We start from the raw sequence: 11,753 nt of genomic DNA on the forward strand, positions 1-11,753 counted from the left end.
ATGGAGATCTTCATCGGTGGCGTGGGCTCGGTGGTCCCGCCGCTGGTCAGCATCGAGACCGCGATCGAGCAGGGGCTCTGCCCGCCGGACAAGGCGGAGCTGCACGAACTCGGCGGGGCGGCGGTGGCCGGCGACCGGCCCGCGCCGGAGCTGGCCCTGGCCGCCGCCCAGGACGCGCTGAAGCGACACGGGTCCGGCGGCGACAACCTCGGGCTGCTGCTCTACGTGGACGTCTGGCACCAGGGTCCGGACGGCTGGCTGCCGCACTACTACCTGCAGCGTCACCTGACCGGCGGCGAGGTGCTGGCGCTCGAGGTGCGGCAGGGCTGCAACGGCATGTTCAACGCGTTGGAGCTGGCCGCCGGCTATCTGCGCGGCGACCCCCGGCGGCGGGACATCCTGATCGTGGCGGCGGAGAACTTCGGCACCCCGCTGATCGACCGGTGGCGTACCGGCCCGAACCTGATCATGGGAGACGGGGCGAGTGCCCTGGTGCTCACCGCGCAGCCCAGCTTCGCCCAGCTGATGGCGGTGGAGTCGGTGACCATCGCGGCCGGCGAGGAGCTGCACCGCCGCGGCGAGGAGTTCTTCCCGCCCGGGGTCACCACCGGCCGGCAGGTGGACTTCGCGGCCCGCACCGACGCGTTCGTCGAGCTGACCATGGCCGACGAGGAGCTCTGGGCGATCTGGGCCATGATCAACCAGCAGCTGGTCGAGGTGGTCGAGCGGGCCTGCGCCACCGCCGGAATCGGCATCGACGACATCACCCGGGTCGCCTTCACGAATCTGGGCCGGGAGTCGGTCGAGGAGCGCTGCATGGGCGCGCTCGGCATCCCGATGTCCAGGTCGACCTGGACGCACGGCCGCGACATCGGGCACGTCGGCGCCAGCGACCAGGTGATCGCGCTGGACCACCTGCTCGCCACCGGTGAGCTGCGGCCCGGTGACCACCTACTGATGGCCGGCGTCGGGCCCGGGGTGACCGTCTCCTGTGCCCTGGTACGGATCACCGACACCCCGCCGTGGACGAGCTGACCACCGCGACGAAGGGCGGAAGGCGATGGATTTCGGGCTGACGGCCGAGCAGAGCAAGCGCCTCGACGAACTGACCGGCGCGGTCCGCGACCGGCTCGCCACCGACGGACCGCCGGGGTCGGCGGACCGTTCCCCGCGTCAGCGGTGGCGGGTGGCGGCCGAGCTGGGGCTGACCGGCCTGTGCCTGCCCGCCGAGCACGGCGGCGGCGGGCTCGGCGCGCTGGACACCGCGCTCTGCCTGGAGGCGACCACCCGGGGTGGCGCGGAGACCGGGCTGGCGTTCGCGATCGCCGCGCACCTGCTCGCCTGCGGCGTACCGATCCGCGACTTCGCGGCGGAGCCGACCCGGGCCGAGCTGCTGACCGGGCTGGCGAGCGGCGAGCTGATCGCCGCGAACGCGATGACCGAGGACGAGGCGGGTTCGGACGTCAGCCGGCTGACCACCACGGCCGTCCGCGACGGCGACGGCTGGCGCCTCGACGGGGTGAAGTCGTTCGTCAGCAACGGGCCGATCGCGGACCTGCTCGTCACCTACGCGGTCACCGACCCGGCGGCCGGCCACCTCGGGATCACCGCGTTCGCCGTACCGCGGCACTCGCCCGGCGTCACGGTCAGCCCGCCGCTGGCAAAACTCGGCCTGCACGGCTGCCAGGCCGGCCGGGTGGAGTTCGCCGGCTGCCGGATCCCGGACCGCTACCGGCTCGGTGACGAGGGCAGCGGCAGCGCGGTGTTCCAGCACTCGATGGGCTGGGAGCGGGCCTGCCTCTTCGGCATCTACCTGGGCGCGATGGACGAACAGCTGCACCGCGCGATCCGGCACGCCGGGCAGCGCCGCCAGTTCGGCCGCAGCATCGGCGACTTCCAGGCGGTGTCGCACCGGATAGCCGGCATGAAACAGCGGCTGGAGGCCGCCCGGCTGCTGCTCTACCGGGCCTGCTGGGCGTTGGACCGGGACACCGACGACCGGATCGCGGCCGCCGCGCTGTCCAAGGTGGCCGTCTCGGAGGCGGCGGTGGCGAACGGACTCGACGCGATCCACCTCTTCGGGGCCGCCGGCTACCTCGTCCCGACCGGGATCGAGGCCGGCCTGCGCGACGCGATCCCGGCGGGGATCTTTTCCGGGACCACCGAGATCCAGCGGGACATCATCGCCCGGGAGGTGGGTCTGTGAGCCTGCACGAACTGCTCAGCAACTCCGCCCGGCGGCACCCGGACCGGCCCGCCGTCACCGGCCCCACCGGTGAGCTCAGCTACGCCGAGCTGGACCGGCAGGCCGACGAACTGGCGCTGGTGCTCGCCGACCGTGGGGTGCGGGCCGGCGACCGGGTCGTCGTCTGGGCCGACAAGTCGCCCCGGGTGGTGGTGGCCACCCAGGCCGTCCTGCGGCTCGGCGCGGCGTACGTGCCGGCGACCGGGGCCACCCCGGCGGCCCGGGTGGCCGCGATGGCCGGCGACTGCGCCGCCCGGGCGGTCTGCGCGGGCGGTGACGAGCTGGCCCGGCTCACCGGTGAACTCGACGACACGGTCGCCCGGGTCGACCTGGCCGCGCCGACACCACCCGCGGCCGGGCCGGTGCACACCCCGGTCGGCCCCGACGACCTGGCGTACATCCTCTACACCTCCGGATCGACCGGCCGACCGAAGGGCGTCTGCGTCAGCCATCGCAACGCCCGCGCCTTCGTCGACTGGGCAGTGACCGAGCTGGCGGCCGTCCCGGCGGACCGGTTCGCCAACCACGCCCCGCTGACCTTCGACCTGTCGGTGCTCGACCTCTACGCGGCGTTCGCCGTCGGCGCGGCGGTGGTGCTGATCCCGGCCGAGCTGGGGTACGCCCCGGAGGCGCTCGTGGACGTGCTGCACGACGAGCGGATCACCGTCTGGTACTCGGTCCCGTCCGCGCTGATCTTCATGATCCGCGACGGCGGGCTGCTGGACCGGCCGGCACCGGCGGCGCTGCGCGCGCTTCTCTTCGCCGGCGAGCCGTTCCCCATCCCGTACGTGCGGAGCCTGGCCGGCTGGACCCGGGCCCGGCTGCTCAACCTCTACGGGCCGACCGAGACGAACGTCTGCACCTTCCACCAGGTGACCGCCGACGACCTCGGCCGGGACCGGCCGGTGCCGATCGGCCGGGCCAGCTGCGGCAACACCGTCTGGGCGCGGCAGCCCGACGGCACCCCGGCCGGGCCGGGCGGCGAGGGCGAACTACTGGTGGACGGCCCGACGGTGATGCTCGGCTACTGGGGGCGGCCGGCGCAGGTCGGCCCGTACCCGACCGGCGACATCGTCCGGGTGCTGCCGGACGGCGGGTTCGACTACCTCGGGCGGACCGACCACATGGTGAAGGTGCGCGGCAACCGGGTGGAGCTGGGCGAGGTGGAGGCCGTGCTGGCCGCCCACCCGGACGTGGCGGAGGCGGCGGTGGTGCTGGTCGGCCAGGGCGTGGAGGCGGTCCTGGTGGCCCACCTGGTCGGTCGGCCCGGCAGCCGGCCGGCGGCGCTGTCGGTGCGCGGGTACGCGGCGCGGCGGCTTCCGCTCTACATGGTGCCCGGCGAGATCCGGATCGTGCCGGAGCTGCCCCGGACCCGCAACGGCAAGATCGACCGGACGGCGCTGGCCGACGGGTCCGCGCGGCGGGCGGACACCGACAGCCAGGTGCCGGCCGGCCGGTGACTCACCAGAGACTGTGTACGCAGGCCAGCAGGCTGCGGGCCTCGATGTTCAGGTAGTGCCCGTGCCGGAGCAGGTCCATCAGCTGGCGGACGGTCATCCAGCAGTAGTTCTCCGGCACCTCCACCGGGAACTCGTCGCCCACCTCGACCACCCGGTAGCGGGTCTGGGAGTGGTAGAACCGCCCGCCCTCCTCGGAGAGCACCGAGTCGAACCGCACCCGGCCGGGGTCGGCCGAGAACACCTCGTCCACGAAGGGCGTACCGGAGTCGGTGGCCGAACCGTCGCAGTTGGGTAGCTGCACGGTCGGCGCCATTTCGAGGATGTCCAGCAGACCCGGCTCGGGTCGGGCCTGCACCAGCAGATGCAGGACCCCCTTGATCGGCCGGGCCAGGAACGCGGCGAGCCCGTGGTCACGCGGGGCCAGCAGCGGCTGGGTCCAGGTGGTGACCTCCCGGTTGCCGGCCGCCACCCGGACCGCGATGATCCGGGCCGACCGCCCCTCGTCGTCGCCGATCTCGTCGGCGGTCCGGGTCCACCCGGTGATCCCGGTCAGCGGCAACAACCGGGAGGTCCACTCGCACCTCGTCTTCGCCTCGATGAACCAGGTCAGCACCTCCTCCGGGGTGTGCAGCGAGGCGGCGGCCGGACCGGCCGACGGAGACTGGTAGGAGCGCAGCAGCGCGTCGGTGAACGCGTCGACGGCCGGGCCGACGGGCGCGCTGGGGTGCGCGAACGGCATGCAGGAGAGCACCGTCCGGGCATCCATGTTGATCAGGTTGTCGGTCCGGAGCAGGGCCCGGATCTGGTGCAGGGTCAGCCAGCAGAAGTCCTCGTGCACCGGGACCTCGCCGGTCACCCGGACCACCATGTTGCGGTTGCTCTTGTGCCAGAACCAGGCGCCCTGCTCGGACTGGAGCACGTCGACGAGCACCTCGCCGCGGGTCGGGCCGCGGAAGTGCTCCAGGTAGCGGGTGTCCCCGCCACGGTGGATGCGGGTGTAGTTGCTGCGGGTGGCCTGAACGGTCGGGGAGAGCTGCAGGGTGTTGACGTTGCCGGGCTCCATCTTCGCCTGCATCAGGCAGTGCAGCACCCCGTCGAACTCCTTGACCAGGATGCCGAGCACCCCGATCTCCGGCTGGTTGATGATGGGTCGGGACCAGTCCGACGTGCCGCCGTCGCGGACCCCGACCCCCTCGATCGCGAAGAACTTCCCGCTCTCGTGGACCAGATTGCCGCCGTCGGGCCGGAAATGCCACTTGTCCAGTTCGGAGAACGGGATGGTGACCACCTCGAACCGGCCGGCGCGGTGCCGGTCGGCCCACCATTCGTGAAAGGCCAGTCCGGCCGAGATCGCCGGATCGGCGGCGAGTGCCGAGAGGGTGAACTGCGCCGCGGTGTCCAGTGCGGTGCCATCCGGATAGGCGAGTTGATTGGTCACCTTGATCTCCTTCCGCTCACAGCGATGCGTTCACAGCGACGCCAGTACGCGGCGCAGCGCGTCGATAACCTTTTCCTGGTCCTGAATCGAGAGTGAGGGGTACATCGGAAGGGAGAAGATCTCCTTGGCGGCGGCCTCGGTGACCGGGAACGCGCCCGTCGGGTAGCCGAGGTGGGCGAAGCCGGTCATCGTGTGCACCGGCCACGGGTAGCTGATGTTCAACGAGATGTCGTACGCCTTCAGCGCCTCGATGATCCTGTCGCGCTGCGGGTGCCGGACGACGTACACGTAGTAGACGTGGTCGTTGCCCGGGGCGACCGTCGGCAGCACGATCTCGGTGTCGGCCAGCGCCTCGGCGTACCGGTCGGCGACCGCCCGCCGGTCGGCGAGGTAGCCGTCGAGCCGGGTCAGCTTGCGGCTGAGGATCTCGGCGTGCACCTCGTCGAGCCGGCTGTTGTGCCCGGGGGTCTCGACCACGTAGTACTGGTCCTTCATGCCGTAGTAGCGCAGCCGGCGCAGCCGGCTCTCCACCTCGGCGTCGTCGGTGATGACCGCCCCTCCGTCGCCGTACGCGCCGAGCACCTTGGTGGGGTAGAACGAGAAGGCGGCGGCCCGCCCCATCGAGCCGGCGATGGTGCCGTGGTGGCGGGCACCGTGCGCCTGGGCGCAGTCCTCGAAGATCACCAGACCGTGCTTGTCGGCCAGCGCCTTCAGCGGCGCCATGTCGACACACTGGCCGTACAGGTGCACCGGCAGCAGGCAGCGGGTGCGCTCGGTGATGGCGGCCTCGACCTGGGCGACGTCCATCAGGTAGGTGTCGGGGTGCACGTCGACGAAGACCGGCGTCGCGCCCACCGAGTCGATGGCGAGGATGGTCGGGGCGGCGGTGTTCGACACCGTGATCACCTCGTCGCCGGGACCGACCCCGACCGACTGCAGGCCGAGCACGATGGCGTCGGTGCCGTTGTCGACGCCGACGCAGTGCGCCAGGCCGTGGTATTCGGCGAACGCCGCCTCGAACTTGCGGACGCTACGTCCCAGCACGAGTTGACCGGAGCGGAACACGCTGTCGACGGCATCGAGGATGTCGTCCCGCTCCTTCTCGTACTCCTGCAGATAGCCCCATACGTAAAGGGTCATGTTCGGCGTCACCTCGGGGGTCGTTTCGGGCACGGATCATCGGGTGGAACTCGGGTCGAGCGGTGGCACGCGGTGGGCTACGGGTGGAACTCGCCGCGCAGGTACTGGTCGCGGCAGGTGCCGCGGCGGATCTTCCCGCTGCTCGTCCGGGCCAGCAGGCCGCGCCGCACCAGGACGAGGTCGTGGACGTCGACGCCGTGTCGCCGGGTCACCTCGCGGCGCAGCGCGGCCCGGGTCGCGTCCCGGGCGGCCGGCTCCGCGCCGAGCAGGTCCCGGTTCGCCTCCAGCAGGACGATCAGCCGTTCGGTGCCGTCCAGGTCGACGGCGAAGGCGGCGGCCAGGCCCGGGTTCGGTTCCCCGACGGCCTGCTGCACGGTGATCTCGATGTCGTCCGGGTAGTGGTTGCGTCCCCGCACGATGACGAGATCCTTGAGCCGGCCGGTCACGTGCAGCCGGCCGTCCAGAAGAAAACCCAGGTCACCGGTACGCAACCAGGGTCCGTCGTCGGTGTCGTCCGCGGCGGCGGGGCGGAGCCGGCCGGCGAACACCTCGGCCGTGCGGTCCGGGCGGGCCCAGTAGCCGTCGGCGACGTTCGGTCCGCGTACCCAGATCTCGCCGATCTCGCCGTCGGCCAGCCGGTGGTGCGCGGCCGGGTCGACCACCCGGACCGAGACCCCGGTCCGGGGCAGGCCGCAGGAGACGAGTCGGACCGTGTCGGGCGTGCCGTCCGGGCGCGGCTCGGCCCGGCCGGCGGCCAGCGCGGCCCGGTCGAAGTGCCGGTCGACCGTTCCCTCGTCCAGCGGCGGGGCGGTCACCGGCAGGGTCGCCTCGGCCAGGCCGTAGCAGGGGGTCGGCGCGGTGGGCCGCAGCCCGCAGTCGGCGAACGCGGCGACGAAGGCGTCCACCGCCTCGGCCCGCACCGGTTCGGCCGCGACGGTGAGCAGCCGCAGCGAACTCAGGTCGAGGGTGCGTTTCTGCTCGTCGGTGACCCGGTTGACGCACTGGGCCAGGCTGAAGTTGGGGGTGATGCTCCAGTCCACCTGGTAGTCGGAGATCGTCCGCAGCCAGCGGTACGGGTCCTGGACGAACGCCATCGGGCTGATGTGCACCGTGTGCGAGCCGGCCGCGAGCGGGTTGAGCAGCCCGCAGACCAGGCCGAAGTCGTGGAAGAACGGCACCCAGCTGGCGGTCACCGCGGAGTCCGGGAAGTGGTCGCGGATCTGGCGGTTGGCGGCCGACAGGTTGCGCTGGCTGATCCGCACGCCGGCCGGGGCGCCGGTCGAGCCGGAGGTGTACTGCAGGTAGGCCAACGCCTCCGGGGCCAGCTCGGGCGGCCGCCAGTCCGCGCCCGCCGGCGCACCGTCCTGGTCGCCGGCGGGCGGGTCGTCCGCGTACAGCAGGTGCCGGGGCGGGCGGTCGAGGTCGGCCAGGACCTGGCGGACCGACGGCGCCGCCCGGCCGGTGGTGATCACGCCCTCCGGTCGGCAGTCGGAGATGACCGCCCGCAGCCGGGCCCGGTCCCGGACCACCTCGGGGGCGTGCAGCGGCACGCCGACCACGCCGGCGTAGAGACAGGCCAGAAACCCGATCACGTACGCCGGTTCGTGCGGGCAGAGCACCGCCACCCGGTCGGTCGGTCCGCAGTGCCGCTGCAGCCGGGCGGCGAGTGCCCGTACCCGCCGGTCGAGCTCGCCGTAGGTGAGCGTGGTCGGGACCCCGTCGCGCCGGCCGGAGGCGCTCGGCACCCGGTAGTCGACGAACGTCATCGCCGGCGCCTCCGCGCGCTCGCGCGCCGTCCGGGCGATCGCCTCGAACAGGTGCTCCACGGACTTCCCTTCCTGCCTGCGCGGTCGATCGACTGAGACGGTCCCGGGTCCGGCGAGCGGCCGCGCAGGCGTCAGGCGACGCCCTGCCGGGTTTCCAGGGCCCGGCTGGCGGCGTGGTCGAGGATGTTGAACATCCAGGCCAGCAGGTCCAGCTCCTCGCTCTTGGCCGCCTCCTGCCAGCGGCGCTTCTGGTCGGCGATCACGTTCATCTGGATGTGGATGACCTCCCGCGTCCGGTGCTCCGGGTCGCGGCTGGCCTTGAGTTGGCGGCGCAGTTCGTTGCGCGACCAGGAGCACCGTTCGGCCTCGTCCAGCCACTTGTCCTGCTCGGCCTCGGAGAGGCTGGCCACCTCGGCGTGGTGCTGGAAGCTGAGCTTGTTGCGGCGCCGGGCGGGGCTGAACTGCCGGGCCACCCAGGCGTAGTTGCGCAGCGTCTGGTAGTCCAGCGAGGTCTCGGCGATGGCCCGCTTGTAGCGGCCGGGGTACTGGGCCTGGCCGTAGATGAGCCAGTCGCCGAGCCACCAGCCCGAGGCGTCGGTGACGATGAAGATCTGCCGGCCCAGATGCCGCCAGGCATCGATGGACATACCCTGCGGGATGTAGAGGGAGGTCCGGCGCTTCGCGGCCGTACCGTCGATAGAAAGCCGGGAGACCTCGCCGGGGATCGAAGCTCCTCGACTCGGCGCCGATGGGGCCATTTCCACCACGAGATTGCCGCCGCCGTTTCTGTTCGACATCCGCACACCCCTCACATGAATTGGCGTCAGTGGGATCGCATTCTGCCGGCGTCGACTGGACGCGCTCTAGACGTGCTCTATACGGCAATCGACACCTCGTCCAGGCTGCTCTGACCAGCAATAATCCCGTCAACGGGACGCCAGGGCGGGGGCCATTGCCCTAGCAACCTCCATTACATACCGGCCGTACGGCGAATGTCTCATTTGAATGCCTCTGTCATAACACTGATCTGCGTCGATGAATCCCATCCGGAGGGCGATTTCCTCCAGGCACGCGACCCGGACCCCCTGCCGGTTCTCCAGCACCTGGACGTACTGGCTGGCCTCCAGCAGCGACTGGTGGGTGCCGGCGTCCAGCCAGGTGAAGCCCCGGCCCAGGCCGACCAGCCGGGCCCGGCCCTCGGCCAGGTAGTGCCGGTTGATGTCGGTGATCTCCAGTTCGCCGCGGGCCGACGGGCGCAGCCCGCGGGCCAGCTCGACCACGTCCGGCGGGTAGAAGTACAGCCCGGTGATCGCGTTGTCGGAGCGCGGTTGGAGCGGCTTCTCCTCGATCGAGATCAGCCGTCCCTCGTCGTCGACCTCGCCGATGCCGTAGCGCTGCGGGTCGATGACCGGGTAGCCGAACAGGACACAGCCGCTCAGGTCCGTCCGGGCCGCGTGCAGCAGGTCGTGGAACCCCGCACCGTGGAACAGGTTGTCACCGAGGATGAGGGCGCACTCCTCGCCGGCTAGGTATCCTGCCCCGAGGGTGAACGCCTCCGCTATTCCCCGCGGCTCCGGCTGCGGCGTGTAGGAAATGTTCAACCCGAACTGTGAACCGTCGCCGAAGAGTTCCTGTATCGCGGGCAGGCTGGCCGGCGTCGATATGATCAGGATGTCCCTGATGCCGGCCAGCATCAAGACCGAAACGGGATAGTAGATCATCGGCTTGTCGTAGATGGGGAGCAGTTGCTTTGACGTCGCAATGGTCACCGGGTGTAGCCGGGTGCCATTCCCCCCGGCCAGGACGATGCCTTTCATCGGATCTCCTCACTGTGTCCCCGAAGCCACGCCACCATACCGTCAGGGAAAGGGAAACATGCGAATCCTATTCGCTTCGATAGCCGAAAAGACCCACTTCCTGGGCATGGTGCCATTGGCCTGGGCCCTGCAGACCGCCGGTCACGAGGTCCGGGTGGCCAGCCAACCGGAAATGACCGACGTCATCACCGGAGCGGGGCTCACCGCCGTCCCGGTCGGCCGGAACCACCGCCTCTACCTGCTGTCGAAGGTGGAGAACACGGTGTCGCCGGGCAAACCGCTGTTCGACATGTCCGACGAGCGGCCGGAACAGTTGCGGTGGGACCGGGTCCGGCCGGGCTACGAGCAACTGGTGCAGTGGTGGTGGCGGGTGGTCAACGACCCGATGGTCGACGGGCTGACCGAATACTGCCGCCAATGGCGGCCGGATCTGGTCATCTGGGAGCCGATCACCTACGCCGCGCCGGTCGCCGCCCGCGCCTGCGGCGCCGCACACGCCCGATTCATGTGGGGCTTCGACGTCTTCGGCCGGATGCGCGAGCAGTTCCGGCGACTGCGCGACGATCAGCCACCGCAGAAGCGGGCCGATCCGTTCGCCGAGTGGCTCGGCGGCCGGGCCGAGCGGCACGGGGTGGAGTTCACCGAGGAGATGGTGACCGGGCAGTTCACCATCGACTACCACCCGGAATCGGTGCGGATCGACGGCGGCGGGCACCACGTGCCGATCCGTTACGTGCCCTACAACGGCGTCTCGGTGATCCCGCCGTGGCTGCGGGTCCCGCCGGAGCGACCCCGGGTCTGCCTGACCCTCGGCACCGCGGCGGCGGAACGGCTCGGCGGCTACGAGGTGCCGGTCGCGGAGCTGCTCGACGCGCTGGGCGGCGAGGACATCGAGGTGGTGGCGACGGTCTCCGAGCGCGAACAGGCCCGGCTGGGCAGCGTTCCGGACAACGTCCGGCTGGTCTCCTTCGTACCGCTGCACGCCTTGGTGCCGACCTGCTCCGTGGTGATCCATCACGGCGGGGGCGGTTCGTACTGCACCCCGATGCTGAACGGCGTGCCGCAGCTCATCCTCCCCAAACTCTTCGACGCCCCGCTGCGGGCCCGCAGCCTCACCGAGTACGGCGCGGGGCTGACCATCGACAGCGACGCGGCGACCGGGGCGAACGTCCGGGAGCACGTGTTGCGGCTGCTCGGCGAGCCATCGTTCCGGCAGCGCGCGAGTCGGCTCCGCGAGGAGGTGCTGGCCATGCCGACCCCCAACGAGCTGGTGCCGGAGCTGGAGCGGCTGACCGCCAAGTACCGGCCCGGTCCCGGTCAGCCGGGCTGACCGCCCCCGGTGGGCCGGCGCCGGCTGTCTCGCTGGCGGGACGTGACCCGTCACCGCCAGCGGGGTGGCGGCCCGGATCAGGACTGCCCGTCAGCCGACCCGGAGCCGGCCAGCTCATCGACGAACTCGATGAAATCCTCGACGGTGGTGCCGGTGAACCGGTGCATCTGGGCCAGGATGGGGGCGTTGATCGCGCTCTCCAGCGACAGGACCAGACTGATGAAATGATCCTGGCCGAGGTCGCTCATCTGGGCCTCGGCGGGTGGCTTGCCGCCGCCGGTCGCCTCGTTCCAGACCCGGGTGACCTCGCTCCTGATCCAGGTGTCGGTGTCGAAATGGGCAATGGGATCAAAATCCAGCATAGGGTCGACGTCCCGTGCCGATCTGAAACTCTCCATACTCATCGGAAACACTCCTTCTCGGTACGGCCGAATGCGACTGGCGCGCCTTCCCCGTAGGCCGCTGCATCGTACGCTCCGGATGCCCGACGTCGAGTCGGCCCTATTCCGTCCGGTCGAATCCGCTATTCGGCCGGCCCGGTGTGCGCGACCTTGACA

At 71.1% G+C, this 11,753-nt stretch carries 10 protein-coding genes; 4 read left to right on the top strand and 6 right to left on the bottom strand.

Annotation, left to right across the window (positions count from 1 at the left end):
* From O7627_RS00525 to O7627_RS00535, 3 genes are read left to right on the top strand one after another with little or no spacing between them, the layout of a single operon-like run.
* Entirely contained in the window at positions 1-1,035 is a 1,035-nt protein-coding gene (locus tag O7627_RS00525; RefSeq protein WP_278091523.1) for a ketoacyl-ACP synthase III family protein, read from the top strand.
* 25 nt (positions 1,036-1,060) lie between these two features.
* Positions 1,061-2,206: an acyl-CoA dehydrogenase gene (locus O7627_RS00530; protein WP_278091524.1), complete on the top strand. Its 1,146-nt coding sequence runs from the start codon at positions 1,061-1,063 to the stop codon at positions 2,204-2,206.
* Positions 2,203-3,705 carry an amino acid adenylation domain-containing protein gene (locus O7627_RS00535; protein ID WP_278091525.1) on the top strand — a complete coding sequence of 501 codons (1,503 nt, stop codon included), beginning with the start codon at positions 2,203-2,205 and terminating at the stop codon, positions 3,703-3,705. Before O7627_RS00530 ends, O7627_RS00535 begins: the two co-directional genes overlap by 4 nt.
* Before the next feature lies 1 nt (position 3,706).
* Here O7627_RS00535 and O7627_RS00540 read toward each other — a convergent pair whose 3' ends face one another.
* The 5 genes from O7627_RS00540 to rfbA form a co-directional block, all read right to left on the bottom strand.
* The gene (locus tag O7627_RS00540) at positions 3,707-5,143 is read right to left on the bottom strand and encodes an NDP-hexose 2,3-dehydratase family protein (RefSeq protein WP_278091526.1); all 1,437 of its coding nucleotides are present in this window, start codon (positions 5,141-5,143) and stop codon (positions 3,707-3,709) included.
* Positions 5,144-5,173: 30 nt separating this feature from the next.
* Complete coding sequence (locus O7627_RS00545) at positions 5,174-6,283, bottom strand: DegT/DnrJ/EryC1/StrS family aminotransferase (RefSeq protein WP_278091527.1); 1,110 nt, start codon at positions 6,281-6,283, stop codon at positions 5,174-5,176.
* 77 nt (positions 6,284-6,360) lie between these two features.
* Positions 6,361-8,109: a fatty acyl-AMP ligase gene (locus O7627_RS00550; RefSeq protein WP_278091528.1), complete on the bottom strand. Its 1,749-nt coding sequence runs from the start codon at positions 8,107-8,109 to the stop codon at positions 6,361-6,363.
* A 71-nt stretch (positions 8,110-8,180) separates the two neighbouring features.
* On the bottom strand, positions 8,181-8,846 hold the full coding sequence (locus O7627_RS00555; RefSeq protein WP_278091529.1) for an LmbU family transcriptional regulator: 666 nt from the start codon (positions 8,844-8,846) through the stop codon (positions 8,181-8,183).
* A 129-nt stretch (positions 8,847-8,975) separates the two neighbouring features.
* Positions 8,976-9,866, bottom strand: a complete 891-nt coding sequence (gene rfbA, locus O7627_RS00560) for a glucose-1-phosphate thymidylyltransferase RfbA (RefSeq protein WP_278091530.1) — start codon at positions 9,864-9,866, stop codon at positions 8,976-8,978.
* A gap of 58 nt (positions 9,867-9,924) precedes the next feature.
* Here rfbA and O7627_RS00565 point away from each other — a divergent pair, with 58 nt between their 5' ends.
* The gene (locus O7627_RS00565) at positions 9,925-11,196 is read left to right on the top strand and encodes an activator-dependent family glycosyltransferase (RefSeq protein WP_278091531.1); all 1,272 of its coding nucleotides are present in this window, start codon (positions 9,925-9,927) and stop codon (positions 11,194-11,196) included.
* 77 nt (positions 11,197-11,273) lie between these two features.
* Here the strand turns inward: O7627_RS00565 and O7627_RS00570 are convergent, their stop codons facing one another.
* The gene (locus tag O7627_RS00570; protein ID WP_278091532.1) at positions 11,274-11,558 is read right to left on the bottom strand and encodes a hypothetical protein; all 285 of its coding nucleotides are present in this window, start codon (positions 11,556-11,558) and stop codon (positions 11,274-11,276) included.
* Positions 11,559-11,753: the final 195 nt, after the last annotated feature.

Origin of the sequence: Solwaraspora sp. WMMD1047, assembly GCF_029626155.1 — a bacterium.
Taxonomy (GTDB): Bacteria; Actinomycetota; Actinomycetes; order Mycobacteriales; family Micromonosporaceae; genus WMMD1047.

Excerpts from the sequence above, each read along its gene's own strand:
- O7627_RS00525 (WP_278091523.1), top strand. The coding sequence starts at position 1 with ATGGAGATCTTCATCGGTGGCGTGGGCTCGGTGGTCCCGCCGCTGGTC.
- O7627_RS00530 (WP_278091524.1), top strand. The coding sequence starts at position 1,061 with ATGGATTTCGGGCTGACGGCCGAGCAGAGCAAGCGCCTCGACGAACTG.
- O7627_RS00545 (WP_278091527.1), bottom strand. The coding sequence starts at position 6,283 with ATGACCCTTTACGTATGGGGCTATCTGCAGGAGTACGAGAAGGAGCGG.
- O7627_RS00555 (WP_278091529.1), bottom strand. The coding sequence starts at position 8,846 with ATGTCGAACAGAAACGGCGGCGGCAATCTCGTGGTGGAAATGGCCCCA.
- rfbA (WP_278091530.1), bottom strand. The coding sequence starts at position 9,866 with ATGAAAGGCATCGTCCTGGCCGGGGGGAATGGCACCCGGCTACACCCG.
- O7627_RS00565 (WP_278091531.1), top strand. The coding sequence starts at position 9,925 with ATGCGAATCCTATTCGCTTCGATAGCCGAAAAGACCCACTTCCTGGGC.
- O7627_RS00570 (WP_278091532.1), bottom strand. The coding sequence starts at position 11,558 with ATGCTGGATTTTGATCCCATTGCCCATTTCGACACCGACACCTGGATC.